Origin of the sequence: Achromobacter sp. RW408 (genome assembly GCF_003184165.1) — a bacterium.
Lineage (GTDB): Bacteria > Pseudomonadota > Gammaproteobacteria > Burkholderiales > Burkholderiaceae_B > Achromobacter > Achromobacter xylosoxidans.
Window position 1 is genome coordinate 1,963,666 of the sequence record NZ_QHHO01000049.1, and the last position, 25,774, is coordinate 1,989,439.

At 67.2% G+C, this 25,774-nt stretch carries 26 protein-coding genes; 20 read left to right on the top strand and 6 right to left on the bottom strand.

All coding sequences use genetic code 11. The features are described 5' to 3' along the window. Positions 1–223: 223 nt before the first annotated feature. Positions 224–1,027: a hypothetical protein gene (locus DK459_RS28475; protein ID WP_026383366.1), complete on the bottom strand. Its 804-nt coding sequence runs from the start codon at positions 1,025–1,027 to the stop codon at positions 224–226. Between the two features lie 235 nt (positions 1,028–1,262). Between DK459_RS28475 and fghA the strand changes: the two genes are divergently transcribed. From fghA to rpoH, 3 genes are all read left to right on the top strand, one after another. After that, positions 1,263–2,126, top strand: coding sequence for an S-formylglutathione hydrolase (gene fghA, locus DK459_RS28480; protein ID WP_006388086.1), 864 nt, complete (start codon positions 1,263–1,265; stop codon positions 2,124–2,126). 96 nt (positions 2,127–2,222) lie between these two features. Then, positions 2,223–2,912, top strand: coding sequence for a hypothetical protein (locus DK459_RS28485; RefSeq protein ID WP_049052889.1), 690 nt, complete (start codon positions 2,223–2,225; stop codon positions 2,910–2,912). Positions 2,913–3,120: 208 nt separating this feature from the next. Beyond that, the gene (gene rpoH, locus DK459_RS28490) at positions 3,121–4,005 is read left to right on the top strand and encodes an RNA polymerase sigma factor RpoH (protein WP_006388088.1); all 885 of its coding nucleotides are present in this window, start codon (positions 3,121–3,123) and stop codon (positions 4,003–4,005) included. Positions 4,006–4,392: 387 nt separating this feature from the next. Here rpoH and DK459_RS28495 read toward each other — a convergent pair whose 3' ends face one another. Continuing rightward, positions 4,393–5,235 carry a phosphodiesterase gene (locus DK459_RS28495; protein WP_049052887.1) on the bottom strand — a complete coding sequence of 281 codons (843 nt, stop codon included), beginning with the start codon at positions 5,233–5,235 and terminating at the stop codon, positions 4,393–4,395. A 188-nt stretch (positions 5,236–5,423) separates the two neighbouring features. Between DK459_RS28495 and DK459_RS28500 the strand changes: the two genes are divergently transcribed. Continuing rightward, positions 5,424–8,195: a cation:proton antiporter gene (locus DK459_RS28500; protein WP_024067439.1), complete on the top strand. Its 2,772-nt coding sequence runs from the start codon at positions 5,424–5,426 to the stop codon at positions 8,193–8,195. Positions 8,196–8,216: 21 nt separating this feature from the next. Here DK459_RS28500 and DK459_RS28505 read toward each other — a convergent pair whose 3' ends face one another. After that, positions 8,217–9,023: an NUDIX domain-containing protein gene (locus DK459_RS28505; RefSeq protein ID WP_110135211.1), complete on the bottom strand. Its 807-nt coding sequence runs from the start codon at positions 9,021–9,023 to the stop codon at positions 8,217–8,219. A 292-nt stretch (positions 9,024–9,315) separates the two neighbouring features. Between DK459_RS28505 and coxB the strand changes: the two genes are divergently transcribed. The 5 genes from coxB to DK459_RS28525 all read left to right on the top strand — a co-directional run bounded on the left by coxB (position 9,316) and on the right by DK459_RS28525 (position 13,495). Further along, positions 9,316–10,473: a cytochrome c oxidase subunit II gene (gene coxB, locus DK459_RS28510; protein WP_006388092.1), complete on the top strand. Its 1,158-nt coding sequence runs from the start codon at positions 9,316–9,318 to the stop codon at positions 10,471–10,473. 100 nt (positions 10,474–10,573) lie between these two features. Next, on the top strand, positions 10,574–12,181 hold the full coding sequence (gene ctaD / locus DK459_RS28515) for a cytochrome c oxidase subunit I (protein ID WP_006388093.1): 1,608 nt from the start codon (positions 10,574–10,576) through the stop codon (positions 12,179–12,181). 35 nt (positions 12,182–12,216) lie between these two features. Beyond that, the gene (locus DK459_RS31065; RefSeq protein ID WP_020925592.1) at positions 12,217–12,345 is read left to right on the top strand and encodes a cytochrome oxidase small assembly protein; all 129 of its coding nucleotides are present in this window, start codon (positions 12,217–12,219) and stop codon (positions 12,343–12,345) included. A gap of 11 nt (positions 12,346–12,356) precedes the next feature. Further along, positions 12,357–12,581: a DUF2970 domain-containing protein gene (locus DK459_RS28520; protein ID WP_006388094.1), complete on the top strand. Its 225-nt coding sequence runs from the start codon at positions 12,357–12,359 to the stop codon at positions 12,579–12,581. Between the two features lie 38 nt (positions 12,582–12,619). Then, entirely contained in the window at positions 12,620–13,495 is an 876-nt protein-coding gene (locus DK459_RS28525) for a cytochrome c oxidase subunit 3 (RefSeq protein ID WP_006388095.1), read from the top strand. Between the two features lie 155 nt (positions 13,496–13,650). Here DK459_RS28525 and DK459_RS28530 read toward each other — a convergent pair whose 3' ends face one another. Then, the gene (locus DK459_RS28530) at positions 13,651–13,851 is read right to left on the bottom strand and encodes a twin transmembrane helix small protein (RefSeq protein ID WP_006388096.1); all 201 of its coding nucleotides are present in this window, start codon (positions 13,849–13,851) and stop codon (positions 13,651–13,653) included. Positions 13,852–13,887: 36 nt separating this feature from the next. Here DK459_RS28530 and DK459_RS28535 point away from each other — a divergent pair, with 36 nt between their 5' ends. From DK459_RS28535 to DK459_RS28555, 5 genes are read left to right on the top strand one after another with little or no spacing between them, the layout of a single operon-like run. Next, the gene (locus DK459_RS28535) at positions 13,888–14,688 is read left to right on the top strand and encodes an SURF1 family protein (RefSeq protein WP_024067443.1); all 801 of its coding nucleotides are present in this window, start codon (positions 13,888–13,890) and stop codon (positions 14,686–14,688) included. 45 nt (positions 14,689–14,733) lie between these two features. Continuing rightward, the gene (locus DK459_RS28540; protein ID WP_232063924.1) at positions 14,734–15,348 is read left to right on the top strand and encodes a hypothetical protein; all 615 of its coding nucleotides are present in this window, start codon (positions 14,734–14,736) and stop codon (positions 15,346–15,348) included. 21 nt (positions 15,349–15,369) lie between these two features. Next, complete coding sequence (locus DK459_RS28545) at positions 15,370–16,404, top strand: heme A synthase (protein ID WP_006388099.1); 1,035 nt, start codon at positions 15,370–15,372, stop codon at positions 16,402–16,404. Positions 16,405–16,417: 13 nt separating this feature from the next. Further along, the gene (cyoE, locus tag DK459_RS28550; protein ID WP_110135288.1) at positions 16,418–17,308 is read left to right on the top strand and encodes a heme o synthase; all 891 of its coding nucleotides are present in this window, start codon (positions 16,418–16,420) and stop codon (positions 17,306–17,308) included. A 16-nt stretch (positions 17,309–17,324) separates the two neighbouring features. Continuing rightward, positions 17,325–17,930, top strand: coding sequence for an SCO family protein (locus DK459_RS28555; protein WP_006388101.1), 606 nt, complete (start codon positions 17,325–17,327; stop codon positions 17,928–17,930). A 75-nt stretch (positions 17,931–18,005) separates the two neighbouring features. Here DK459_RS28555 and DK459_RS28560 read toward each other — a convergent pair whose 3' ends face one another. Beyond that, positions 18,006–18,227, bottom strand: coding sequence for a DUF3717 domain-containing protein (locus DK459_RS28560; protein WP_006388102.1), 222 nt, complete (start codon positions 18,225–18,227; stop codon positions 18,006–18,008). Between the two features lie 131 nt (positions 18,228–18,358). Here DK459_RS28560 and DK459_RS28565 point away from each other — a divergent pair, with 131 nt between their 5' ends. From DK459_RS28565 to DK459_RS28590, 6 genes are all read left to right on the top strand, one after another. Beyond that, complete coding sequence (locus tag DK459_RS28565; protein ID WP_054499301.1) at positions 18,359–19,030, top strand: glycine zipper 2TM domain-containing protein; 672 nt, start codon at positions 18,359–18,361, stop codon at positions 19,028–19,030. A 43-nt stretch (positions 19,031–19,073) separates the two neighbouring features. After that, positions 19,074–19,877, top strand: a complete 804-nt coding sequence (locus tag DK459_RS28570) for a PhaM family polyhydroxyalkanoate granule multifunctional regulatory protein (protein ID WP_038502618.1) — start codon at positions 19,074–19,076, stop codon at positions 19,875–19,877. Positions 19,878–19,940: 63 nt separating this feature from the next. Continuing rightward, positions 19,941–21,314: a bifunctional UDP-N-acetylglucosamine diphosphorylase/glucosamine-1-phosphate N-acetyltransferase GlmU gene (gene glmU / locus DK459_RS28575; protein ID WP_006388103.1), complete on the top strand. Its 1,374-nt coding sequence runs from the start codon at positions 19,941–19,943 to the stop codon at positions 21,312–21,314. After that, on the top strand, positions 21,311–22,702 hold the full coding sequence (locus DK459_RS28580) for an MFS transporter (RefSeq protein WP_006388104.1): 1,392 nt from the start codon (positions 21,311–21,313) through the stop codon (positions 22,700–22,702). The genes glmU and DK459_RS28580 overlap by 4 nt, the downstream gene beginning before the upstream one ends. Positions 22,703–22,822: 120 nt before the next feature. After that, the gene (locus DK459_RS28585) at positions 22,823–24,145 is read left to right on the top strand and encodes a UDP-glucose/GDP-mannose dehydrogenase family protein (protein ID WP_006388105.1); all 1,323 of its coding nucleotides are present in this window, start codon (positions 22,823–22,825) and stop codon (positions 24,143–24,145) included. After that, entirely contained in the window at positions 24,142–25,203 is a 1,062-nt protein-coding gene (locus tag DK459_RS28590) for a glycosyltransferase family 4 protein (RefSeq protein WP_110135212.1), read from the top strand. The genes DK459_RS28585 and DK459_RS28590 overlap by 4 nt, the downstream gene beginning before the upstream one ends. Before the next feature lie 27 nt (positions 25,204–25,230). On the opposite strand, the gene DK459_RS28595 is transcribed toward DK459_RS28590, so the two are convergent. Further along, the gene (locus DK459_RS28595) at positions 25,231–25,719 is read right to left on the bottom strand and encodes an Lrp/AsnC family transcriptional regulator (protein ID WP_110059132.1); all 489 of its coding nucleotides are present in this window, start codon (positions 25,717–25,719) and stop codon (positions 25,231–25,233) included. Positions 25,720–25,774: the final 55 nt, after the last annotated feature.

The window sequence follows — 25,774 nt, forward strand, 5'->3', positions numbered from 1 at the left end:
ATTAATATGGTGACGCATCAACAGGCGCGTCAGACAAGGCTTCCCAGGGTGCACCTTTCGCAAGGGGTGGCGCCAGGGTGGATTACCCCCTGTTTTCGTGATGGTACGTCCCCGTTTATTGTGATGTTTTTTGGCAGCGCACCGACCGGCGGCCGGCAAGCGCAGGCCGCCGTCGGTCGGTGCGTCCCGAAACGGCCATGAAAAAGCGCCCGAAGGCGCTGTGTCAGGAAGTGGAACCGCCGCCGTTGCCGGAACCCGGTCCGTGGCCGTTGGCAGTCGGCGGCGAGGCCGGTGGCGTGGACGCGGCCGGGTCGGCATCGACGGCGGCCGGCGCGGCCGGCTTCTTGCGCGGGCGTCCGCGCTGGCCTGGCGCCACGCGGCGGCTGGCGGTATGCGCCAGGCTGGCGATGAAACTCGGGCCGCCCAGCGCCCATTGGCCAGAGACCGCCTGGTCGATGCGCTGGGTTTCCTCGCGCGACAGGCCGTCCTGCAGACGTTTGCGGTAATTGGCCTGGCGGTCGAACGGCGTGTTGCCGCAGGCCCAGTAGTCGGCATGATCGGACTGCCACTGCGCCGGGGCGGCGGTGGTGTTGCCGGTGTGGCTGGAAGCCGACGACCACGGCCAGGAATCGGGATCTTGCGAGGCGCCGCTGCGCACCGGATAGGTTTCCAGCCACACCAGCGCCGGCAGCACCCAGGCGCCGGGCTCGAGCAGGGCCGAGCGGTAGCGGCCGGCGAACACCCGGCCGCCGCGCAGGCGCGCGGCCAGGTTGCGGCCCAGCGTCTGCATCAGGCGCGGCAGGCCTTCCTCGTCGGCGGGCGTGGCCAGCAGCAGGATGCGATCGTTGGCAAGCAGCCAGCCGTGCACCGACACACGATGACGCTGGGCGGATTCGCCCAGCCACGCGGCAAGCTGGTTGAGGATATCGGCCGGGGCGGGCTGGGACGGCGCCGCCAATGGCTGAATGAAGTTGGCCTGCACCAGTTGGGGCAGCCCAGGGGCGTACAGACGGGGCAGACGGGCCATAGTGTCAGGGCTTGCGCTTCCAGAAGAACGGGTTGTCTTCTCTCACGTATATAAATAGTGCCACGGTGGTCGCTGGTCAAGTCCCGCGATCACAATATGGGCACGGAATCGATACTTTTTGTGGGAAGGACTCCGTGTTTCGGGCAGGTTAACATTCGGCGACGGATCGTCGTACCGTGGATATACCCTAATCCCGCCCGAATTTTGTTCAGCCTCAGACCCGGAGACCGCTGCCATGCCCGCCGCCCTGGAACTCATTTCCCAGCATCGCTGTTTTGGCGGTTCGCAGCGCTATTACCGCCATGAGTCGGCCGAGATCGGCCTGCCGATGCGTTTTTCCGTGTTCGTCCCGCCCCAGGCCGAGCAGGGGCCGGTGCCGGTGCTGTTCTACCTGGCCGGCCTGACCTGCACCGAGGAAACCTTCATGATCAAGGCCGGCGCGCAGCGCCTGGCCGCCGAGCTGGGCGTGATGCTGGTGGCGCCCGATACCAGCCCGCGGGGCGCCAACGTGCCCGGCGAGGACGAAAGCTGGGACCTGGGCACCGGCGCCGGCTTCTATCTGGACGCCACCACCGGCCCCTGGCGCGCCCATTACCGCATGGACAGCTACGTGACGCGTGAATTGCACGCCATCGTCACCAGCGCGCTGCCCGGCGACGCCGCGCGCGTCGGCATCTTCGGGCACTCGATGGGCGGCCATGGCGCCCTGGTGCTGGCGCTGCGCAACCCTGGCCAGTTCCGTTCGGTCTCGGCCTTTGCCCCGATCGCGGCGCCCAGCCTGTGCCCCTGGGGCAAGAAGGCGTTCGGCGCCTACCTGGGCGAAAATCCCGACGACTGGGCCGCCTACGATGCCTCGGCGCTGATGCGCGGCTTGCGCCAGCCGTTTCCCGCGGGCATCCTGATCGATCAGGGCACGGCCGACCAGTTCCTGGCCGAGCAGTTGTATCCCGAGGTATTCGAGGCCGCCTGCGCCACCGCCGGCCAGCCGCTGGAACTGCGCCGCCAGGAAGGTTACGACCACGGCTATTACTTCATCTCCACGTTCATCGAGGATCACATCCGGTTTCACGTCGAGCGGCTTGGAAAACCGGCGGCCTGACGCCCCGCTTCTATACTGGGCGGCCTGCCGAGACAGGCCCGGGGCGCCCGGCATCCGACGCCCGGCCGCGGCGCTCTATGCATAGGATCGCCTGATTTGATCAACGGAATCGCTCCCTTCGTCTGGATCCTGCTGGCCGCGGTGGTCCTTTTCCTGCCGGGCATGGCGATGCTGCTGGGCCGGGGCGGTCCGCGCGATGAGCGCGGCCGGCGCGCCTTCCAGTTCCGGCCCGTGCGCCGCCTGTTTGGCCTGATGCTGCTGTTGCTGGGTGGCGTCTCGGGGCTGCTGGCCCTGTCGCTGGTGCAGTTCTTCCGCCTGACCACCGACGAGCCGGTGGCGCGCATCGAGGTGCGCCAGCAGGCCGAGGGCCAGTTCCAGGTCAGCGCCACCGCGCCGGGCGTGGGCGCCAAGCGGTATGTGCTCTATGGCGACCAGTGGCAGATCGACGCCCGCGTGGTGCGCTGGAAACTGCCGGCGCTGATGGCTGGCCTGCCGCCGTTGTATCGCCTGGAACGCCTGTCCGGCCGATATAGCGATGCGGCGCGCGAGGCCTCGGCCACCCGCTCGGTCCACGCCCTGGACGACTGGCCTGCGCCGGACCTGGGTTCGCTCAAGCAGAGCTTCCCGAACTGGTTTCCCTTCGTCGATGTCCAATTCGGCAGCGCGGCCTACATGCCGTTGTTCGACGGCGCCACCTACCAGGTCTACATGGATCCGCGCGGCGCCTTGTTCGTGCGGCCGGACGGCGAGGCCACCGCCGCCGGCTTGAAGCGCCTGGGCTGGTAGGCGTCCGGCCCGCCGGTCGCGACGCGCGCCCCGGCCCCCATGACACAAAGCCGGCCGCCGCCGGGGGCAAGACAGGCAAATTAAAATTGGGGACGCCCTATAAAAGGGAAACTTTGACGCGCCGCAATAGTCGAATTAGCACTCCCTTTACTAGAGTGCTAACATCGAATCCATGTCTTTACCCCTTTGCATTCCGGAGACCGCCGCAATGAAGCAACCCAGTACCTCGTTGGCCACGTCCGGCAACGCCCTGGCGTTGGCCATCGCCAATCCGGGCGCACTCGGCACGATCGATGCCTACATCTCGGCCGTGAACCGCCTGCCGGTCCTGTCGGCCGAACGCGAAACCGAACTCGGCCGTCGCCTGCGCGACAGCGAAGACCTGGGCGCCGCGCGCGAGCTGGTGCTGTCGCACCTGCGCCTGGTGGTGTCGGTGGCGCGCCAGTACCTGGGTTATGGCTTGCCCCACGCCGACCTGATCCAGGAAGGCAATGTCGGCCTGATGAAGGCCGTCAAGCGTTTCGACCCCGAGCGCGGCGTGCGCCTGGTGTCGTTCGCCGTGCACTGGATCAAGGCCGAGATCCACGAATACATCATCCGCAACTGGCGCCTGGTAAAGGTGGCCACCACCAAGGCCCAGCGCAAGCTGTTCTTCAACCTGCGCAGCATGCGTCCGGACGGACAGACGCTGGATCCCGAGCAGGTCGATCACATCGCCCGCGAACTGAACGTGCGCCGCGAAGACGTCAGCGAAATGGAAGTGCGCCTGTCGGGCCGCGACATGTCGCTCGAGAACCAGGACGACGATGACGACAGCTACGCGCCCATCGCCTACCTGTCCGACGAGGGCCGCCAGGAGCCGACCCGCGTGCTGGAACGCGCCGCCCGCGACCAGTTGCAGAGCTCGGGGCTGTCCAGCGCGCTGGAAGCGCTGGATCCGCGTTCGCGTCGCATCGTCGAAGCCCGCTGGCTGCAGGACGACGGCGGCGCCACGTTGCACGAACTGGCGCAGGAATTCGGCGTGTCGGCCGAACGCATCCGCCAGATCGAGGCCGCGGCGTTGAAGAAGATGCGCGGCAACCTGGCTGCCTGATTGCTGACTGCTTCCCCGCCGTACCCATGCAGAGGGCCGCGATTCGCGGCCCTTTTGCTTTGCGCCGACGGCCGTGCGCGCCGGCGGGAGGGGGACGCCGCGGCGATGGTCGCGGCGCACCAATAAATTGATACAAATTCGCTGCGAAATAACGGGCGATTTCAGAAACTTAATGAAGCTCGCCCCGCCTAACTTCACGTAGACCGCGAACTTTGGTTGGCAGTCTTGTCATCCGTCTCGGCTTCTCCTCTTTCCCCTCCCCTATGAGACGGATGCTTGCGGGGCACCACGCATATGGTGCCCCGTTTTTTATTGCGCGCGCCAAACGCGTGACGTAGCAGGCGGCCGCGCTGCCAAAGCGTTGTGGGGTTGTCAGGCCGCCGGCTCTCAGGCCGCCCGCGCGCTGTCCGGACCGGGCTGGGCGCCCGTGTGCCACAGCGCGTCCTGCACGCGCCGCACGCCGGTGGCCATGGAGCCGTCCTGGTAGAGCTTGATCCAGCGGTAGCCGGGCGCGAGGTTGTCGACCACGTGCTTGCCATCGCGGATGCTGAACTGGAAGCAGGTGGAAGGCGTGGCCAGCATGCGCAGGTTGTGGCGGCGGCGGTCGAACTCGTGATGCACGTGGCCCCACAGCAGTACCCGCACCTGCGGCCAGCGCGTCAGCAACTTGAACAGCGCCTGGGGATTGTCGATCATCATCGAGTCGTGCCAGTGGCTGTCGATCTGCATCGGGTTGTGGTGCATGGCCAGCAGTGTGTGGCGCCCGGGCGCTTCGGCCAGCGCGGCCTCCAGCAGATCCAGTTGGCTGTCGGGCAGGTGGCCGGCGTTCGAGCCCGGCACGGTGGTGTCCAGCGAGATCACGCGCCATGCGCCGACGTCGGTCACCGGCGTCGACCATTCGGGCAGTTCCTGGCGCAGCGCGGATGGCAGGTCGTGGTTGCCGGGCAGGCAACGGATGCGGGCGCCGTCCAGCGCCGGGGCGGCGCCAAGCATGGCGGCCAGGCGTCGATAGGCGGCGGGCTCGCCGTCCTGGGACAAATCGCCGGTGGCCAGCAGCAGGTCGGGGCGTTTGCCGTCGGCCTCGATCTGCCGCAGCACGGCGCGCAGGCTGGCGTCGGTATTGACGCCAAGCATCACGGTTTCCGGCTCGCCGAAAAGATGGCAATCCGTCAATTGGACCAGCATGGCGGGCGCGTCATTGCGCCGTGCCAGGGAGTGGACGCGTACCAAGTACGGCTCCTGCGAAGTTTCTGCACGGCCCCTACCTTACCGAAAAAACACGCCCGGGCGCGTATCGCCCGCGCCGGCCAGGGTAACGAAACGTGCGGCCGAACGATCTGTTCGCCGGAATCGACAGGAAAACCCGCTATTCTTGTGAAACTTCTCACAAGCTTCACGATCGGAACGCGGCGCTATCCATGGATGTAGGTTTTCTCGTATTCGGCCTGGCCGGGCTGTTGACCCTGGTGTGCTTCATGCCGCCGCTGGCCGGGCGCCTCAAGCTGCCCTATTCGGTGCTGCTGGCAATCGTCGGCTGCCTGCTGGGCATCATCGTGCACGTCCATGGCTGGGCGCCGAGCTGGATCGGCGACTTCCTGGATTCGCTGGAACGCTTCGAGATTTCCTCCGAGACTTTCCTGATGGTGTTCCTGCCGGTGCTGCTGTTCGAGACTGCCCTGTCGATGAACGTGCGGCGCCTGATGGACGATATCGGCCCGATCCTGATGATGGCGATCGTGGCGGTGGTGGTGTGTACCGTGGTGGTGGGCGTGACGCTGGACGCGATCTCGCCCTATGGCCTGGTGGTGTGCCTGCTGCTGGGGGCCATCGTGGCGACCACCGATCCGGTGGCGGTGGTGGGCATCTTCCGCGAAGTGGGCGCGCCCAAGCGCCTGACCACGCTGGTGGAAGGCGAAAGCCTGTTCAACGACGCCGCGTCCATTGCCTTGTACTCGGTGCTGCTGGCCGTGCTGGGCGGGCACGGCGAGCTGACCGCCAGCGGCATCTTCAATGACTTCATCGTGCACTTCATCGGTGGCGGCATCGCCGGTTTCGCCATGGGGCGCCTGGCCTGTTTCCTGTTTGCCTGGCTGCGCGGCTTTCCCACGGCCGAGATCACGCTGACGCTGACGCTGGCCTACCTGTCCTTCTTCATCTCCGAACATTACCTGAACGTGTCGGGCGTGGTCGCCACGGTGATCGCCGGCCTGGTGGTGGGGTCGACCGGCCGCACCCGCATGTCGCCGACGACCTTCGAATACCTGTCGAGCGCGTGGGAACAATTCGGCTTCTGGGCCAATTCCCTCATCTTCCTGTTCGCCGCCATGCTGATTCCCAAGCTGATGGCGGCGGCCGACTGGCAGGAACTGGTGCTGGTGGCGGTGGTGTTCGTGGCGACGCTGGTGGCGCGGGCCATCGTGGTGTTCGGCCTGCTGCCGTTGCTGGGGCTGACCAAACTGGGCACCAAGGTCAGCAATCCCTATAAGGTGGTGATGCTGTGGGGCGGACTGCGCGGCGCGGTGTCGCTGGCCCTGGCCCTGGCCGTGACCGAGCAGACCGGCGTGCCCGAGGAGGCGCGCCAGTTCATCGCCGTGGCCACCACCGGTTTCGTGCTGTTGACGCTGTTCGTCAACGGCATCAGCCTGCGGCCGCTGATCCGCATGCTGGGACTGAACCAGCTGTCGCCGGTCGAGCGCACCATCCGCAACCAGGCGCTGGCGGTGGCGTTGGAGGACCTGCAGGGCAAGACCGACGAGGTTGCCAAGACCGAGCATATCGGCACGGAAGTGCGCGACCGCATCCGCGCCGTGTTCGACGCCAGCCTGACCAGCGTGCACGACGGCCAGGTCAGCCAGATGAGCGACGAGCAGCGGGTGGCGGTGGGCCTGGCGATCGTGGCGCAGCGCGAGGAGGAAATGTTCTTCGACATCCTCAAGGCGCAGATCGTCGACTGGCGCATGGCCGAAACGCTGCTGGCGCGGGCCGAACGGCTGGAGGACGCGATCCGCATGGGCGGGGTGCCGGGCTTCGAGCGCGCCATCATCGCCGACGTGCGCTATTCCACCGGTTTCCGGCTGGCCCTGCGGCTGCACTACCTGTTCGGCTTCCAGGGCTGGCTGGCGCGCGAGCTGGGCCAGCGTTTCGCCAATCTCATGAGCAAGCGGTCGGTGGCGCAGCGGCTGATCATGTTCGCGCGCGAGCAGATCACGCCGCTGCTGGGCGAGACCGCCACGCAGCGCATCGTGGCGCTGCACCAGCGCCGCCTGGACCTGATAGAGAACGCCATGCAGGCGCTGAACCTGCAATACCCGTCGTACGCGCAATGGCTGCAGGAAAGCTATCTGGGCCGGGTGGCGCGCGAACTGGAACGGATCCGCTATCGCGACATGCTGGAGCAGTTCCTGATCAGCGGCGAGGTCTATGCCGACCTGATGGCGCAATTGAAGAGCCGCTGGGCGCACATCGATACGCACCCGCCGCTGGACATCGAAATGAGCGCGGCCGACCTGATCAAGCGCGTGCCGTTGTTCGAGGGGCTGTCGGCCGATTCGCTGCGCGCGATCAGCAAGCTGCTCAAGCCGCGCCTGTCGCTGCCCGACCAGCGGGTGCTGACCAAGGGCCGGCATGGCGAGGAGATGTGCTTCGTGGCGTCGGGGGCGGTGGCGGTGCACCTGCCGGACAACACCATGATCGAACTGGGCAGCGGCGAGTTCTTCGGCGAACTTGGCCTGCTGGGTGAGCAGCAGATCGCGCCCGAGGTGACGTCACTGGGCTACAGCAAGCTGCTGATGCTGTCGTCGCGCGATTTCCATGCCCTGCTGGCGCGTGACGAGCACCTGCGCGAACGCATCCAGGTGGTGGCCAAGCAGCGCCTGCGCGCCATCGAGGTCTGGAAGCAGTTCTCGCAGGCCAACGCGACGGCGGCTCCCGCGCCCGCGCAGGCGCCCGTGCCTTCGCCGGCCCAGGCTGCGGCGGCGGCCGAAGCTGCCGGGGTGGCTGCCGGCGACGAACTCGACGCGCGCGCGGTGCAGGCGCTGCGGGCGGCCGAGCCGGGCGCGCCGGCCGCGCCCACGGCTACGCCGGTGGCGCCGCAACAGGTGGAGACGCGCCGGGTCGAAAACCCGCCGGTCGAAACGGATGAAATCCAGGCGCGTGAATCGGGCGCGGCGCCGGGCGGCGCCAGCGCCTGACCCCCAGCCCGCGTCGCCGGCTCAGATCTCGCCGGCGGCGCGGCGCTGCATGATGTCTTCGATGATCACCAGCGCGGCTTCCAACGTGAATTCGCCCTCCGCCACGCGGCGGACCACCGTGTCGACGTCGGCCGCGGCAATTTCCATCACTTCTCCGTCACGGTTGGCGGGCCTGGCGTCGGCCGCCAGCACACAGGTGCTGGTGAGCACGTCCTCGACCTGGTAGCCCTCGGGCAGGTGGCGATGGATGCGCAGGATGGTGCGTAGCGGCGAGCGCCGCGTCAGGTCGGGCGCGTCCAGCCCGGCTTCTTCGCCGCATTCGCGCACCAGCGCCGATTCAAGCGGTTCGCCGCTGCCGGCCAGGCCGCCAACCAGGGTGTCCCACATGCCGGGGTCGGTGGACTTGCTGAGCGCGCGGCGGGCGATCCAGATGCGGCCGTCCGGGGTCCAGGCGTTCAGGTGCACCGCCTTGGTCAAAAGACCCAGCGGCCGCACCGCCGCGCGTTCGATCACGCCCAGCGCAATGTCGCCGTCCAGGACGTCGAGCAATTCATCGCGCCAGCCCCTCAGGCAGTTGGCTTGGCGCAACAGTTGCGCGGTCTGTTCGAGCACGCCATCGAGCGCCGGGCCGGGGGGCAACGCCGCGCCGATGCGCAGCGCGTCGGTATCCACGTCGATGTGCGCGGCTCCCTGGAGGGCGTCACAGGCGGCATGCGTGGCCCAGCCGCAGCGTCGTCCCGCTATATAGAGAGCGTGCGCGCCCGCGGGGGCGGGCTCCTGGGCGCGAGCGCGCAAGGCGGCATACAGATCGGACAGCTGCTTGGGCATTGGGAGGCCGTTGTGATGGGACTGCCGGGATTTTATGCCACCCGGTTTATCCGGCGCGTCAAGGGGGCGCGGGCAGATGGGGGCGGGCCGCATGAATTCAAGGGCACAAACTTACATCTGTTTGCGCGTCCGCTATAATCCGCCAGTTTCTTTGTGATTTCGAGTGGGAATGCGGGGGCCGCTCTATCTCCCCCTGCCTAGCCCTGCCATCTAATAATTGCGCGTAGTCCTGTTGCAGTGACATCCGTGCCACTAGGCGACAAGGGCCTTCGCGCCGTGTTTCGAGGTAAGCATGAAGAAGTGGAGAGGGATACTGGGCGCTTGTGCGCTGCTGATTGGCAGCGCGGCCATCGCTCAGGTGCAAGACATGCCCGGCGGCCCGAAGGTCAATCAGCTGAACCTGCATGAAGGCGTCACACAGATCACGCGTGATGTCATGTGGCTGCACTGGCTGCTGCTCACGATCTGTATTGTGATTTTCGTGGGCGTCTTCGGAGTGATGTTCTACTCCATCTGGGCGCACCGGAAATCCCGCGGACACAAGGCCGCGACCTTCCACGAACACCTCGGCGTGGAAGTGGCCTGGACGGTCATCCCCTTCATCATCGTCATCGCCATGGCGCTGCCGGCCACCAAGACGGTCGTGGCCATGAAAGACACTTCCAGCGCCGACCTGACCATCAAGGTCACCGGCTATCAATGGAAGTGGGGCTACGAGTATCTCGACGGCCCCGCCGCCGGCGTCAAATTCCTCTCCACCCTGTCGACCCCGCGCGCCCAGATCGAAGGCCGCGAGGCCAAGGGCCAGTTCTACCTGATGGAAACGGACAACCACATGGTGGTGCCCGTGGACAAGAAGGTACGCGTCGTCCTGACCGCCGCCGACGTCATCCACTCGTGGATGATTCCCGACTTCGGCGTCAAGCAGGATGCGATCCCCGGTTTCCTGCGCGACGCCTGGTTCCGCGCCGAAAAACCCGGTATCTACCGTGGCCAGTGCGCCGAATTGTGCGGCAAGGACCACGCCTTCATGCCCATCGTCGTGGAAGTCCTGGCGCAAGCGGACTACGATAAGTGGGTTGAAGACCAAAAGAAGAAGATGGCGGCAAACGCCGACGATCCCAATAAAGAGTGGACGGAAGCCGAACTGGTTGCCCGTGGCGAGAAGGTCTTCGCCGCCAATTGCGTGGCCTGTCACCAGGCCAACGGCAAGGGCATCCCGGGCAGCTTCCCGGCCCTCGATGGAGACAAGGTTGTTCTGGGCCCGAAAGCGGAACAGATCAACACCGTGCTCAAGGGCAAGCCGAACACCGCCATGGCGGCATTCGGCCCGCAGCTCAATGATGTCGAGATCGCCGCGGTCATCAGCTATACGCGCCATGCCTGGAGCAACGCCGGCAAGGGGCAGGACCCGACAGTGATGCCGAAGGATGTCGCGGCCGCGCGTTGATCGCGCCCCGCTTTCCCATCGCAGAGCTGGTTCCGTTTAGTCAGAGATACCCTGCCGGTTCCGTGGAACGGAGCCGGCACTCAGCAGGAAGGAGTCCATCATGAGCAGCGTCACTGTAGACCACGTGTCGCCGGGCCACGGCCACGGTCACGATGACCACCACCACGCCACCCCCACCGGCTGGCGCCGCTGGCTTTTCGCCACCAACCACAAAGACATCGGGACGATGTATCTCATCTTCTCGTTCGTCATGCTGCTCGAAGGCGGCACGCTGGCGCTGCTGCTGCGTACCGAGCTGTTCGAGCCGGGCCTGCAGTTCTTCCGCCCCGAACTGTTCAACCAGTTCACCACCATGCACGGCCTGATCATGGTGTTCGGCGCCATCATGCCGGCGTTCGTGGGTTTCGCGAACTGGATGATCCCGATGCAGATCGGCGCGTCCGACATGGCCTTCGCCCGCATGAACAACTTCAGCTTCTGGCTGCTGCCGGTGGCCGCGATCATGCTGACGGCCTCGTTCTTCGTGCCGGGCGGCGCCACCGCCGCCGGCTGGACGCTGTATGCGCCGCTGTCGCTGCAGATGGGCCCGGGCATGGACCTGGCCATCTTCGCGATGCACATCATGGGCGCGTCCTCGATCATGGGCGCCATCAACATCATCGTGACCGTGCTGAACATGCGCGCGCCCGGCATGACGCTGATGAAGATGCCGCTGTTCTGCTGGACCTGGCTGATCACCGCGTTCCTGCTGCTGGCCGTGATGCCGGTGCTGGCCGCCGCCATCACCATGGTGCTGACCGACCGCCACTTCGGCACCGGCTTCTTCAACGCCGCCGCCGGCGGCGACCCGGTGCTGTACCAGCACGTGTTCTGGTTCTTCGGGCACCCCGAGGTCTACATCATGATCCTGCCGGCGTTCGGTATCGTGTCGGCCATCGTGCCCGCGTTCGCCCGCAAGAAGCTGTTCGGCTACGCCTCGATGGTGTACGCGACCGCCTCGATCGCCGTGCTGTCGTTCATCGTGTGGGCGCACCACATGTTCACCACGGGCATGCCGGTGACCGGCCAGCTGTACTTCATGTACGCCACCATGCTCATCTCCATCCCGACCGGGGTGAAGGTGTTCAACTGGGTCGCCACCATGTGGCGCGGCTCGATGACGTTCGAGACGCCGATGCTGTTCTCGATCGGCTTCATCTTCGTGTTCACGATGGGCGGCTTCACCGGCCTGATCCTGTCGGTGGCGCCGATCGACATCCAGGTGCATGACACGTATTACGTGGTGGCCCACTTCCACTACGTGCTGGTGGCCGGCTCGCTGTTCGCGCTGTTCGCCGGCACCTACTACTGGCTGCCCAAGTGGACCGGCCGCATGTACAGCGAAAAGCTGGGCAAGCTGCACTTCTGGTCGACGCTGATCTCGTTCAACGTGACCTTCTTCCCGATGCACTTCCTGGGCCTGGCCGGCATGCCGCGCCGCTATGCCGACTACGCCGCGCAGTTCACGACGTTCCACCAGATCGCCACCATCGGCGCCTTCTGGTTCGGCCTGTCGCAGCTGATCTTCCTGTGGGCCGTGCTGCGTTGCTACATGGGCAAGGGCGAGCAGGCCGCGGCCAAGCCGTGGGAAGGCGCCGAAGGACTGGAATGGACCGTGCCGTCGCCCGCCCCGTTCCATACCTTCGAGACGCCGCCCGAAGTCAAGTGAGCGCCGATCCGAAACCCGCAACAGGCAGCATGGCCATGACCCCCGAGCAGCGCCGACGCAACAAGATCGCAGGACTGGTTCTGCTGGTATTCGTCATCGCCGTGTTCGCCTGGACCGTGTTCCGCGGTTCGGCGCTGCTGGCGGGCAAGGCCATCGGCGGCTAGCGGGCCACGAGATGAGCGACGACCTGCGCGAATCCGCCCAGCGCAAGCTGAGCTTCTTCCAGACGATGAAGGCGGTGGCGTGGGGATTTTTCGGCGTCCGCAAGGGCGCGGGCTATCGCGAGGACAGCGCCAGGCTCAATCCCGTCCATGTGATCGTGGCGGGGCTGCTGGCGGCGGCGATCTTCGTGGCCGTGCTGGTGTTAATTGTGCGTTGGGCGGTATCCAGCCTGACTTGAATCACTCAATTCTATAAATCAGTACCAGGGAGAAAGCCATGAGTGCAAGCCACTCGGTTCAAGGTAAAGAGGCACCCTATTACTACGTGCCCGCCGATTCGGGGCATCCCGTGCGCACGGCCGTGGCGCTGCTGCTCATGGGCCTGGGCGCCGCGGGCTGGATCAACGGCGTGAGCTGGGCCAAGTGGTCGGTGCTGATCGGCTTCATCGCGCTGATCGTGGTGCTGTATTACTGGTTCGGCGACGCCATCCAGGAATCCGAGGCCGGCATGAACAGCAAGCGCATCGACGGGTCGTACCGTTGGGGCATGAGCTGGTTCATCTTCTCGGAAGTGATGTTCTTCGCGGCGTTCTTCGGCGCGCTCTGGTATGTGCGCACCATCACCACGCCGTGGCTGGGCGACATGGACCACCGCCTGATGCTGTGGCCTGACTTCCAGGCGGTGTGGCCCAACTTCGGCCCGGCCGGCGTGGTCGAGCACTTCCAGACCGTGGGCCCCTTCTGGCTGCCGACCATCAACACCGCGTTGCTGCTGAGCTCGGGCGTGACGCTGACTATCGCCCACCATGCGCTGCGCGAGAACCATCGCGGCAAGACCATGTTCTGGCTGGCCGCCACGGTCATCCTCGGATTCATCTTCGTGGCCTGCCAGGCCGCTGAATACCACCACGCGTACACCGAGCTGAACCTCAAGTTCAATTCGGGCGCCTACGGTTCGCTGTTCTACATGCTGACGGGCTTTCACGGCTTCCACGTGATCCTGGGCGCCACCATGCTGACGGTCATCCTGATCCGCCTGATGCGCGGCCATTTCCGGCCCGACCACCACTTCGGCTTCGAGGGCGCCGCCTGGTACTGGCACTTCGTGGACGTGGTGTGGCTGGGCCTGTACCTGTTCGTCTACTGGTTCTGAGGCGTGGGCCCGGCGCTGCCGGGCCGATCGGCTGGACGGGGCGAGGCCGGCGGGCCGCCGGGAAACCGGCGCCGCCGGCCTCGCCCTTCGCTTGATGGCGGTCCGTGTTCCAATACGGCTGGGTCGCGCGGCCGGGGAACCGGCCGGACGCGGGCTTATCTAAAACCGGTGCTTTCGATCCAGCCCATGTGATGGGCGAACAGCACGAACAGGAACAGGGCAACCGACAGGCCGATGCGCACCGTCAGCGCGTTGACCGTGCGGTTGGTGCTGCCTTTGTCCCGCATCAGGTAGACCAGGGCGGATGCCAGACTGGCCAGGATACCGATGAAGGCCAGAACGACGAAAACGCGCATGATGGTCTCCGGACAAAATCGATTGATTCAATACAGATGGCTCGACCGCATTCAACCCGCTACACGGTAGCCGCCTTGCTCCTGCTGGGGATCGCCGTGGTGATCCTGGCGTCGCTGGGCCAATGGCAATTGCGGCGGGCCGACGAGCGACGCGACATTCTGGCGGCTATCGAGGCCGGCCGCAAGCAAGCGCCGCTGGTGCTGGCGCCGTCGACCGCGCCGGCCGACATGAAGCCGTGGCGCGTGGCGCAGGCCAGCGGCACTTGGCTGCCCGAATTCAGTGTACTGCTGGACAACCGCAACCATGAAGGCAAGCCGGGCTACTGGCTGGCCACGCCGCTGCTGCTGGATGCCGGCAGCCGCCACGCGGTGCTGGTGCTGCGCGGCTGGCTGCCGCGGGTGATCCAGGGCCAGGGCGCGCCGGCGCTGCCGGCCACGCCCGACGGCGCGCAGACCATCAAGGGCGAGCTGTCGCCGCGCGTGCCGCGCATGTTCGAGCTGTGGTCGCTGGGGGGCCAGGACGCCTCCAGCCTGCCGGAGCGCCTGCCGCTCGCCGGCGGCGCCGTGCCACAGGTGCAGAACCTGCCGCTGGAGGCCTACGCCAAGGCCACCGGACTGACGCTGCTGCCCACCGTGGTGAGCCAGTTCGGCACCGGCGAGGACGACGGCCTGGTGCACGACTGGCCGCAGCCGTCGGTGAATTTCCAGCAGAACACGGTCTATGCCGTCGAATGGTTTTCCTTCGCCTTGTTTGCCGCCATTGCGTGGCTGGTGGTGCTGGGGGGCGCCATCAAGCGCATGCGCCAACGCGCCGCGGCCAACGACCCGGCGGCCTGACCGCCCTTTCCGACAACAGAATCCATGACCCACGCGGCTCGCGACATGACTGCTTCCAAACCCGTACGGCGCTCGCTGACACCGATGGTGCTGGTGTTCCTGTGCACGCTGGCGCCGATCGTGGCGGCCTTCGTGGTCTACATGAATCCGCAGTGGTGGCCGGCGGACGCCAGCAACTATGGCCAGTTGGTCGAGCCGCAGCGGCCGATGCCCGCGCCGGAGGCGCTCAAGCTGACCACGCTGGATGGCAAGCCGTTCGACCTGCAGAGCCTGAAGGGCAAGTGGCTGCTGGTGGCGGCCGATGGCGCCGCCTGCCCGGAAAGCTGCGCCCGCAAGCTCTACATCACCCGCAACACCCACGCCAGCCAGGGCAAGAACGTCGACCGCCTGGCGCGCGTCTGGTTCATCACCGACGACGGCCCGGTGCCGGACAAGGTGCTGCAGGCCTACCAGGGCACGATCATGCTGCGCGCCGATCCGGACCAGTTGGCGCGCTTCCTGCTGGCGCGCGATGCCGCGGCCGGCCAGCCCGGCCTGGCGCAGCCGATCTGGGTGATCGATCCCCTGGGCAACCTGATGATGCAGTATCCCGCCGACGCCGACGGCGTGAAGGTGCGCAAGGACATCAGCAAGCTGGTCTATAACTCGCGCATCGGTTGAATCGGTATTCAGTTGGTTTCCATGGAACGCATCAAAGCGCGGTATCGCAAACTCGTCTTCTTCACCTGGTTCCTGACGCTGGACCTGATCATGTTCGGCGCCTTCGTGCGCCTGACGGACTCGGGCCTGGGCTGCCCGGACTGGCCCGGCTGCTACGGCAGCGTCACGCCGCTGGGCGCGATGGGCGACATCCACGAGGCCTCGCAGGCCATGCCGTTCGGCCCGGTGACCTTGTCCAAGGCCTGGATCGAGATGATCCACCGCTATGTCGGCTCGATCCTGGGCATGCTGATCATCGGCATCGTCTACATGGCCTGGCGCTACCGCCGCGAACTGGGCCGCTCGCCGGCCCTGGCGGTGACCACGCTGGTGGCGGTGTGCGTGCAGGGCGCGTTCGGCGCCTGGACCGTGACGCACAAGCTGATGCCCGCCGTGGTCACGGCGCACCTGGTGTTCGGCCTGTCGGTGCTGGCGCTGATGACCTGGTTGTCGGCCCGTGAACGGCCGCACCATGCCGTGGCGGCCGCGGCGCGGCGTTTCAGGCCCTGGGTGGTCGGCGGCTTCATCCTGCTGCTGATCCAGGTGACGCTGGGCGGCTGGGTCAGCACCAATTACGCGGCTCTTGCCTGCATGGATTTCCCCATGTGCCACGGCAAATGGGTGCCTGACATGGATTTCCATGGCGGCTATTCGATCATCCGCGCGCTGGGCGAGCTGCCGTCCGGCGAAATGATCTCGCAACCGGCGCTGACGGCGATCCACTGGGTGCACCGCAATTTCGCCTTCGTCGTGTTCGCGTACCTGGGCGTGCTGGCCTGGCGCCTGCGGGCCGACCGGGGGCTGCGCGGCCCCGCCACGCTGATGCTGGCGCTGCTGGGCGCCCAGCTGCTGACCGGGCTGACGACCATTTTCTTCCAGTGGCCATTATTGATCGCCGTGCTGCACAATGGCGGGGCGGCCGGCCTGACGCTGGCCGCCGTCGTCCTCATGGTGCGCCTGTCCACGGCGGGCGGCGCGCCGGCCGGGGGCTACGGCCCCAATTCGGTGCGCGTTTAAAATAGGGTGCATGATGACCAGTCTTGCCGCTCCCCAATCCGGATTGCTCCGCCAATATTTCGTGCTCACCAAGCCGCGCGTCACCCAGTTGGCGGTGTTCTGCGCGGTGATCGGCATGTTCCTTGCCGTGCCGGGCGTACCCGACATGCGCCGCGTGCTGTTCGGCACCCTGGGCATCTGGTTGCTGGCCGCGGCCGCCTTCGCCATCAATTGCCTGATCGAGCAGGAAGTCGACGCCCGCATGCTGCGCACGGCGCGGCGCGCCACCGCGCGCGGCACCATTTCCGCGTACCAGGTGCTGGGCCTGTCGGGCCTGCTGGGCGGGGCCGGCATGTTCGTGCTGTACACGCTGGTCAACCCGTTGACCATGTGGCTGACCTTTGCCACCTTCGTCGGCTACGCGGTGATCTACACCGTCATCCTCAAGCCGCGCACGCCGCAGAATATCGTCATCGGCGGCCTGTCGGGCGCCATGCCGCCGGCGCTGGGCTGGGCGGCGGTGGCCGATTCGGTGCCGGCCGAGGCCTGGCTGCTGGTGCTGATCATCTTCATCTGGACGCCGCCGCATTTCTGGGCGCTGGCGCTGTATCGCAACCATGACTACGTCAAGGCCGGCCTGCCCATGCTGCCGGTGACGCACGGTCAGCAGTTCACGCGCCTGCAGATCCTGCTCTACAGCATCGCGCTGGTCGCCACCACGCTGCTGCCCACCGCGATCCGCATGAGCGGCGCGCTGTACCTGGCGTCCGCGATGGTGCTGGGCGGCATGTTCGTGTCGTATGCCTGGCGCCTGTACCGCAACTACAGCGACGAGCTGGCGCGCAGCATGTTCCGTTTTTCCATTCTCTACCTGGCGCTGTTGTTCGGCGCCCTGCTGGTGGACCACTGGGTCGCGCTGATCTGACCCCCTGGAGATGTCGATGTCCGTATTTTCCGCCAGTCGGCGCCTGGCCCTGCGCCTGGCCACGGCCGCCGCTTTCACCGTCGCCCTGGCCGCCTGCGGCGACAACGCGCCGCAGTTCAAGGGCAGCGACATCAGCGGCACCCAGCTGGGCCGCGGGTTGGAGCTGTCGGACTACAACGGCAAGACGCGCACGCTGCAGGACTTCGCTGGCAAGGCGGTGGTGGTGTTCTTCGGCTTCACGCAGTGCCCGGATGTCTGCCCGACCTCGCTGGCCGAGCTGACGGAGGTCATGAAAAAGCTGGGCCCGGACGCCGAGCGCGTCCAGGTGCTGCTGATCACGGTGGATCCCGAGCGCGACACGCCGGAAGTGCTCAAGCAATACGTAACCGCGTTCGACCCGCGTTTTCTGGGTTTGACCGGCACGCCCGACCAGGTGAAGAAGGCGGCGGCCTCGTTCAAGGCCTATTACGCCAAGGCGCCGACCAAGGACGGCAACTACACCATGGACCACACCGCGGCCTTCTACCTGCTCGACGGCAAGGGTGAATCGCGCGTGCTGGCCAACAACAACATCGGGGTCGATGCCCTGGTGCACGACATCCAGGCCCTGCTCAAGGGTTGATGCCGCCGCCGCGGTCGGCCAGCCGGGCAGGCATCGGCAGGCGCTGCCGCGCGATCGGGTGTGCGGCCTATGGCGTCATTCGCCGCCCGCGGCCCGCCAGCGGGCCAGCGCATCGCGCGCCTTGTCGCCGATATCCGCCATGGGCAGTTCGCGGCGGTGCGACATGATCATCAGGGCATAGGGGGTGGCCAGCGCGGCCGCCTCCGGGCACAGGCGCGATTCGTCGCCGGTGGACGGCGAGACATTGCGCCAATAGTTGATGGCCGCTTCGATCTGAGGCAAGGTGATGGCATTCATGGTCCTATTTTCCACGAATGCCGCGGGCTGTCCAACCGCTTCGGCGCAGCAATGAAGCGTCACCATCGCAACATGCCGAAACCGCATCCGGGTGCTATACCACTGCCGGTTAGTAACGATGGAGCATCGTCATGAATTATCCCGCCCCAACCGAATCTCCCCGCCGCGGCCTGCATCCGCTGGTCGCGGCCGCCGCCATCGCGGTGATCGTCATGTGCTCGGTCGGCGTGGCCGCCGTGATGGGCTGGCTGCCGACACCGTCGGCCACCCCGCACGCCGAGGACCCGGCGCTGGCCCAGCCCGGGCCCGAGGCCGCCAATCTGGCGCCGGCCCAGCCCGCGACGCCTGGCCAGCCGCAAGCGCCGGCCGCGCGGCCGCCAGCCCAGGCGCAGGCCCCGCAGGCCCAGGCGCAAGGCCGCCCTGCGCCGGCGCCAGCCCCGGCGGCGCAGGCCTGCCGCAATTGCGGCGTGGTTGAATCGATCCGCCAGGTGCAGGTGCCGGTCAAGGACAATAGCGACCACCTGGTCGGCACCATTGCTGGCGGCGTGGCCGGCGGCGTGGTCGGCAACCAGTTCGGCGGCGGCAGCGGCAAGACCGCGCTGACCGTGCTGGGCGCGGTGGGCGGCGCTTTGGCAGGCCGTGAAGTTGAGCGTAATATCAGGCAGCAACAAACGGTGACGCACTATGAGCTCACGGTACGCATGAACGACGGCAGCTCGCGCCAATTCCGCAGCGCGCAGCCGTTCGCCTTCGCGTCCGGCGACCACGTGCGGGTGGAGAATAATCAGCTGCTGCCGGGATGACCACGCCGGCCGGCAGCGTTTTGCGATCTATGGGAAGACAGGAATGAGCGACCAACACAGCAACCCGTTCGTCCTGCCCGGCATGGGCCAGAATTCCGACCTGTCGGGCAACCCCCTGCTGGCCAGCATGGAAATGATGCGCCAGGCCTGGGCTGGCCTGACCGGCCCAGGCGGGTTGGCGAGCAGCCTGCCGATGGCGCCGCCCATGAACCTGGAAGACCTGGACCGCCGTATCGCCGAACTGCGTTCGGTGGAAAATTGGCTGCGCATGAACCTGTCGATGCTGTCCAGCACGATCCAGGGCATGGAAGTGCAGCGCTCCACCATCAGCACGCTGCGCGCCTTTGTCGATTCGGCCGCCAACCTGGACCTGGGCGCGGTGCGCGAAAGCGGCGCGGCGTCGCCGCTGGAAGTGGTGCTGGGCCTGAAGCCGGCCCCTGCCGCCAAGCGCGCGCCGCAAGGCCCGTCGCAAGGCTCGTCGCAAGAGGCCGCGGGCGCTGCGAAGGCTGAGGCCAAGGCTCCCGAGTCCGACGGCGGCGCGGCCGGCGCCCAGCCCGGCATGAGCGAGCAGATGGGCGCGGCGGCGCAGTCGGCCTCCAAGGCCTGGTGGGACCTGCTGCAACAGCAATTCAACCAGATCGCGGCGGCCACGGCCGCATCGATGCCCGGCAGCCAGCCGGCGCCCGAGGCCGACAAGTCCAAGGCCACGCCGGGCGGCCCGCAGGCCGCGGCCGCCCCGGCGGCCAAGGCTGCCAAGACGGTCGCCAAGCCCGCCCGCAAGACCGCGCGCAAACCGGCCGCCAAGGCGGCCACCAAGAACAGCGGGCCTGCCGACGGCAAGCCCTGATTTTTTCAATCCCGTCCCGGACCGCCGCATGGCGGTAGCGGGCGCATTCAAATACCGGAACTTATGCTCAATGTAGTGATTCTCGCCGCCGGACTCGGCAAGCGCATGCAGTCCGACCTGCCCAAGGTGCTGCACACCCTGGCCGGCAAGCCGATGCTGGCCCACGTGCTGGATAGCGCCCGCCAGCTCGAGCCGGCCCGTGTCATCGTGGTGGTCGGCCATGGCGCCGACCGCGTCAAGCAGGCTTTCGCGGGGCAGGACGATCTGCAATTCGCGCTGCAGCAGCCGCAGCAAGGCACCGGCCACGCGGTCCAGCAGGCCGTGCCGCTGCTGCGCGAAGGCGACGGCAAGGACGACGTGACCCTGGTGCTGTACGGCGACGTGCCGTTGGTGCAGCCCGAGACGCTGCGCCGCCTGCTGCAGGCGCGCGGCAACGGCGCCGCGGTGCTGACCGAAGTGCTGGCCGACTCGACCGGCTACGGCCGCATCGTGCGTGACGCCGCCGGCAACGTCTGCCGCATCGTCGAGCACAAAGATGCCTCCGAGGCCGAGCGCGCCATCAAGGAAGTCAACACCGGCATCCTGGCCGCGCCCACCGCGCAGCTCAAGGACTGGCTCTCGCGCATCGACAACAACAACGCCCAGGGCGAGTACTACCTGACCGATGTGGTCGGGCTGGCCGTGGCCGACGGCGTGCCGGTGGGCGCGGCCCAGCCGGACGCATCGTGGGAGACGCTGGGCGTGAACAGCCGCGTGCAGCAGGCCGAACTGGAGCGCCGCTATCAGGGCGAGCAGGCGCGTCGCCAGCTTGAGGCCGGCGTGACGCTGGCCGACCCCGCCCGTTTCGACGTGCGCGGCACGCTGACTTGCGGCCGTGACGTGTTCATCGACGTGGGCTGCGTGTTCGAGGGCCAGGTGACGCTGGCCGACGGCGTGCGCGTGGGCCCGCACTGCGTGCTGCGCGACGTCAGCATCGGCGCGGGCACGCAGATCGAGGCTTTCAGCCATCTGCAGCAGGCCCAGGTCGGCGGCGACGCGCGCATTGGTCCGTACGCCCGCCTGCGTCCGGGCGCCGAACTCGGCGATCGCACCCATGTCGGCAACTTCGTCGAGATCAAGAAGAGCGTGCTGGGCGCCGACAGCAAGGCCAACCACCTGGCCTACATCGGCGATGCCGACATCGGCGCGCGCGTGAACGTGGGCGCGGGCACCATCACCTGCAACTACGACGGCGTCAACAAACACCGCACCGTCATCGAGGACGACGCCTTCATCGGCTCGGACACGCAACTGGTGGCGCCGGTGCGCGTCGGTCGCGGCGCCACGCTGGGCGCCGGCACCACCCTGACCCGTGATGCGCCGGCCGACAAGCTGACGGTATCGCGCGGCAAGCAGGTCACCGTCGACGGTTGGCAACGGCCGGTCAAGAAGTCGTGACCGCGCCGGCGTCCCCGGCGCCGGCGGGCAAGTCCAAGCCTGCCGCGCCGGACGGTTTGCCGGCGCCGCGCCGCTACTGGGCGGCGGCGACCGTGATGACGGGCATCAGCCTGTCGGTGCTGGATACCACCATCGCCAACGTCGCGCTGCCGACCATCGCGGCCGACTTGAATGCCTCGCCGGCGCAGGCGGTGTGGGTGGTCAATGCCTACAACCTGGCGGTGGTGATGATGCTGCTGCCGTTGTCGGCCCTGGCCGAGCGCATCGGTTTCCGGCGCATGTTCACCTTCGGGCTGGTGCTTTTCACCCTGGCCTCGCTGGGCTGCGCGCTGGCCGGCACGCTGGCGCAACTGACGGCGGCGCGCGTGTTCCAGGGCGTGGGCGCGGCGACGCTGATGTGCCTGTTCGGCGGCCTGGTGCGCAACATCTATCCGCTCAAGATGCTGGGGCGCGGCATCAGCATCAACGCCACCACGGTGGCGGTGATGTCGGTGCTGGGGCCGACGATCGGCTCGGCGATCCTGTCGGTGGCGCCCTGGCCGTGGATCTTCGCCGTCAACCTGCCCATCTGCGTGTTGGCCATGTTCGGCCTGCGCCACCTGCCGGAAGTGCCGCGCAACGACGTGCGGCTGGACTGGATCAGCGCGCTGCTGTGCATGGCGACGCTGGGCGTGTTCATTTCCGGCATCGACATGATGGGCGAGGACCTGCTGCGCGGGATCGGCCTGGTGGCGATTGCCGCCGTGGCGGGCCTGGTACTGGTGCGCCGCGCCAGCCGCCAGCCCGCGCCGCTGGTGCCGGTGGACCTGCTGCGCATCCGGCCGCTGGCGTTCGCGGTGGGGGCGTCGGCCTGCACCTTTGCGGCGCAGATGGCCTCGTATGTGTCGCTGCCTTTCTATTTCCAGCAGGTGCTGGGACGGCCGTATCTCGAGGTGGGCATGCTGATGGGCGCCTGGCCGGTGGGCACGGCGTTGATCGCGCCGCTGGCCGGCCGCCTGTCGGACCGCTACTCCGCCGCCACCCTGAGCGGCGTGGGCGCGGCGACCATGGTGATCGGCATGCTGTGGCTGGCGGCGCTGCCCGCTTCCGTGGGCAACGTGCCCATCATCGCCGGCATGTTCGTGGCGGGCGTGGGCTTTGGTTTCTTCCAGACGCCGAACAACCGCGCCATGCTGTCGGCCGCGCCGCGCGTGCGCAGCGGCGCGGCCGGCGGCCTGCAGGCGACCACCCGGGTGTTCGGGCAGAGCTTCGGCACGGCGCTGGTGGCGATCGCTTTCAGTGTCAGCGCGGCGCACGGACCGGGGCTGGCCCTGGTGCTGGGCACGATCTGCGCGGCGCTGGCGGTGGTCGTGAACACGGTGCGCTTCAGCAAGCTGCGGGCGCCCTAGCGCCAGCCGATCGCCGCGGGCGCCGCGTTCCGGGCGGGCTGGCGGCCCTTCTATAATGGCGACCGGCGCTGGGGCAGGATGCCCGGGCGCGACGATTACCTATTTTTAAGGCGTTCAGGCATGAAGATCACGGTCGTGGGTACCGGTTACGTAGGGTTGGTGTCGGGGGCATGCCTGGCCGACATGGGCAACGACGTCATGTGCCTGGACGTGGATGCGGCGAAGATCGCCCTGCTGCGCCAGGGGGGTATCCCCATCTACGAGCCCGGCCTGGAAGACCTGGTGCGGCGCAACGTGCAGGCCGGCCGCCTGCATTTCACCGACGACGTGGCCCAGAGCGTGGCGTTCGGCGACGTGCAGTTCATCGCGGTGGGCACGCCGCCCGGCGAGGACGGCTCGGCCGACCTGAAATACGTGCTGGCCGCCGCCCGCAACATTGCCCGGCATATGACCAGCCGCAAGCTGATCGTGGACAAGTCCACCGTCCCGGTCGGCACCGCCGACAAGGTGCGGGCCGCGGTGGCCGAGGAATTGGCCAAGCGCGGTGTCGAGGTGCCGTTCAGCGTCGCCTCGAATCCGGAATTCCTGAAGGAAGGCGCCGCGATCAACGATTTCATGAGCCCGGACCGCGTCATCGTCGGCGCCGACGACGACTACACCATCGGCGTCATGCGCCGCATCTACGAGCCGTTCCAGCGCACCCACGACCGCCTGATGGTGATGGACGTGCGCTCGGCCGAGCTGACCAAATACGCCGCCAACGCCATGCTGGCGACCCGCATCTCGTTCATGAACGAGATGGCCAACCTGGCCGAAGCGCTGGGCGCCGACATCGAGCAGGTGCGCCGCGGCATCGGCGCCGATCCGCGCATCGGCTACCACTTCCTGTATCCGGGCGCCGGCTACGGCGGCTCGTGCTTCCCCAAGGACGTGCAGGCGCTGGTCAACACCGCCGCCGAGAATGCGCTGCCGATGCGTGTCATCGAGGCCGCCGAGGCCGCCAACCATGCGCAGAAGTTCCGCCTGTCGGAAAAGCTGGTGGCGCGCTACGGCGAGGACCTGAGCGGCCGCAAGATCGCGCTGTGGGGCCTGTCGTTCAAGCCCAATACCGACGACATGCGCGAGGCCCCCAGCCTGACCGTGATCGACGAGCTGACGCGCCGCGGCGCCACCGTGCGCGCCTACGATCCGGTGGCCATGCACGAGGCCGGCCGGATTCTGGATGGCAAGCCCGGCGTGAGCTTCGCCACCGACATGTACGATGCGCTCGACGGCGCCGACGCGCTGCTGATCGCCACCGAATGGAAGGTCTTCCGCGCGCCCGACTTCGACCGCGTCAAGGCCTTGCTGAAGACGCCGCTGATCATCGACGGCCGCAATCTCTACACGCCGGCCGACGTGCGCGCCCAGGGCTTCGAGTATTCGGGCATCGGCCGCGCATGAAGATCCTGCAGCTCAACTTCGAGAAGGGGTGGCGCGGCGGCGAACGCCAGACGCTGTACTGCATGCGCGCGTTCCGCAATGCCGGCCACCAGGTCGAAGTGCTGTGCCGCGAGGGCGGTCCGCTGGCCGAACGCGTGCGCCAGGAAGGTTTCGTGGCGCACCCCGTCCGCAACGTGCCGGCGCAGCTAGCATTCCTGGCGCGCGCGGGCAGCGGCTACGACATCATCCACGCCCAGACCGCCAACACCATCACCTGGGCGGTGCTGACCAAGTGGCTGCACCGCCGCCCGGTGGCGTTCTCGCGCCGCACTTCGTTCGTGGTCAAGCCCAACGAGGAATGGAAGACCGGCTACAAGTGGCGCCACACCGACCTGTTCGTGGCCATCAGCGACATGGCCGCGAGCGAACCGCGTCGCCTGGGGCTGGATCCGGTCATCATTCGCAGCGCGGTCGAGCCGCACCGGATCAACCAGGAAAACGTCGCCGCGCTGGTGCGCGAATTTGGCCTGGAAGGCAAGAAGGTCATGGCCACGTCGGCCGCGCTGATCCGCGACAAGGATCCGGTGACGCTGGTGCGGGCGGTGGCCGAACTGGCGAAGACGCGGCGCGATTTCGTCTTCCTGCACTTCGGCGCCGGCGGCGATCGCGAGCAGCAGGCGCGCGACGAGGCGCGGGCGCTGGGGGTCGAGGACGTCTACCGTTTCGCGGGCTTTCGCAAGGGCGTCGAGGATTTCTACTGCATCCTCGACGTGTTCGTCATGAGCTCCGAGGAAGAGGCGCTGGGCAGCAGCGTGCTGGACGCCTTCCTGCAACGCGTGCCGGTGGTGTCCACCGATGCCGGCGGCCTGAAGGAAAGCCTGGCGGACGGGCGCGGCGTGCTGTGCGCGGTGGCCGACTTCCACGCCATGGCCCAGGGCATGGCGCGTTGCCTGGATGACGCCGCGTTCCGCCAGGAAATCACCGAGCGCGCGTATCAGTACGTGCGCGACGAGCACGACGTGCAGAAGATGGGCAATCGCTATCTGGCGCAGTTCGAGCGGCTGCTGGCGGCGCGCTAGCGGCGTCGCGGCCCGACCGCCCGGCTCCTATCCGCGCGGATCGATACGGGTCTCGAACTTGGCGCGGTGCACCGAGAAGAACGTGCGCACGTTGCGCACGTTGGCGTGCGCGGTGAAGGCGCGGTGCGCCAGCGCGTGATAGGCCGGCATGTCCTTGACCTGCGCGATCACCACGAAATCCGGTCCCGGCGACACGCGGTAGCACTGCAGCACCGCCGGTTCGGCCAGCATGATCCGTTCGAAGGCGTCCAGGCTTTCGGCCGCCTGCACGTCCAGCGTGATCTCGACGATGGCCGTCAGCGTGCTGCCCAGCTTGTCGGCTGCCAGGATGGCCACCTGGCGCGCAATCACGCCTTCTTCCACCAGGCGCCGCACCCGTCGCAGGCAGGTCGGCGGCGAGGCGTGCACGCGCGCGGCCAGTTCCTGGTTGGTCAGCGAGTTGTCGTCTTGCAACTGTTCCAGGATGCGCAGGTCCAGATCGTCCAACTCAGGCAGGGTGATCGGCTGGTTTTGCATGATTAATTCATAAATTCATGATTAGTGAAATATTATTTAATCACAAATATGTAAG

Bases quoted from the DNA above. Each gene is read 5' to 3' on its own strand.
- DK459_RS28475 (WP_026383366.1), bottom strand. From the start codon at position 1,027: ATGGCCCGTCTGCCCCGTCTGTACGCCCCTGGGCTGCCCCAACTGGTG.
- fghA (WP_006388086.1), top strand. From the start codon at position 1,263: ATGCCCGCCGCCCTGGAACTCATTTCCCAGCATCGCTGTTTTGGCGGT.
- rpoH (WP_006388088.1), top strand. From the start codon at position 3,121: ATGAAGCAACCCAGTACCTCGTTGGCCACGTCCGGCAACGCCCTGGCG.
- DK459_RS28500 (WP_024067439.1), top strand. From the start codon at position 5,424: ATGGATGTAGGTTTTCTCGTATTCGGCCTGGCCGGGCTGTTGACCCTG.
- DK459_RS28505 (WP_110135211.1), bottom strand. From the start codon at position 9,023: ATGCCCAAGCAGCTGTCCGATCTGTATGCCGCCTTGCGCGCTCGCGCC.
- coxB (WP_006388092.1), top strand. From the start codon at position 9,316: ATGAAGAAGTGGAGAGGGATACTGGGCGCTTGTGCGCTGCTGATTGGC.
- ctaD (WP_006388093.1), top strand. From the start codon at position 10,574: ATGAGCAGCGTCACTGTAGACCACGTGTCGCCGGGCCACGGCCACGGT.
- DK459_RS31065 (WP_020925592.1), top strand. From the start codon at position 12,217: ATGACCCCCGAGCAGCGCCGACGCAACAAGATCGCAGGACTGGTTCTG.
- DK459_RS28520 (WP_006388094.1), top strand. From the start codon at position 12,357: ATGAGCGACGACCTGCGCGAATCCGCCCAGCGCAAGCTGAGCTTCTTC.
- DK459_RS28525 (WP_006388095.1), top strand. From the start codon at position 12,620: ATGAGTGCAAGCCACTCGGTTCAAGGTAAAGAGGCACCCTATTACTAC.
- DK459_RS28530 (WP_006388096.1), bottom strand. From the start codon at position 13,851: ATGCGCGTTTTCGTCGTTCTGGCCTTCATCGGTATCCTGGCCAGTCTG.
- DK459_RS28535 (WP_024067443.1), top strand. From the start codon at position 13,888: ATGGCTCGACCGCATTCAACCCGCTACACGGTAGCCGCCTTGCTCCTG.
- DK459_RS28540 (WP_232063924.1), top strand. From the start codon at position 14,734: ATGACTGCTTCCAAACCCGTACGGCGCTCGCTGACACCGATGGTGCTG.
- DK459_RS28545 (WP_006388099.1), top strand. From the start codon at position 15,370: ATGGAACGCATCAAAGCGCGGTATCGCAAACTCGTCTTCTTCACCTGG.
- cyoE (WP_110135288.1), top strand. From the start codon at position 16,418: ATGACCAGTCTTGCCGCTCCCCAATCCGGATTGCTCCGCCAATATTTC.
- DK459_RS28555 (WP_006388101.1), top strand. From the start codon at position 17,325: ATGTCCGTATTTTCCGCCAGTCGGCGCCTGGCCCTGCGCCTGGCCACG.
- DK459_RS28560 (WP_006388102.1), bottom strand. From the start codon at position 18,227: ATGAATGCCATCACCTTGCCTCAGATCGAAGCGGCCATCAACTATTGG.
- DK459_RS28565 (WP_054499301.1), top strand. From the start codon at position 18,359: ATGAATTATCCCGCCCCAACCGAATCTCCCCGCCGCGGCCTGCATCCG.
- DK459_RS28570 (WP_038502618.1), top strand. From the start codon at position 19,074: ATGAGCGACCAACACAGCAACCCGTTCGTCCTGCCCGGCATGGGCCAG.
- glmU (WP_006388103.1), top strand. From the start codon at position 19,941: ATGCTCAATGTAGTGATTCTCGCCGCCGGACTCGGCAAGCGCATGCAG.
- DK459_RS28585 (WP_006388105.1), top strand. From the start codon at position 22,823: ATGAAGATCACGGTCGTGGGTACCGGTTACGTAGGGTTGGTGTCGGGG.
- DK459_RS28590 (WP_110135212.1), top strand. From the start codon at position 24,142: ATGAAGATCCTGCAGCTCAACTTCGAGAAGGGGTGGCGCGGCGGCGAA.
- DK459_RS28595 (WP_110059132.1), bottom strand. From the start codon at position 25,719: ATGCAAAACCAGCCGATCACCCTGCCTGAGTTGGACGATCTGGACCTG.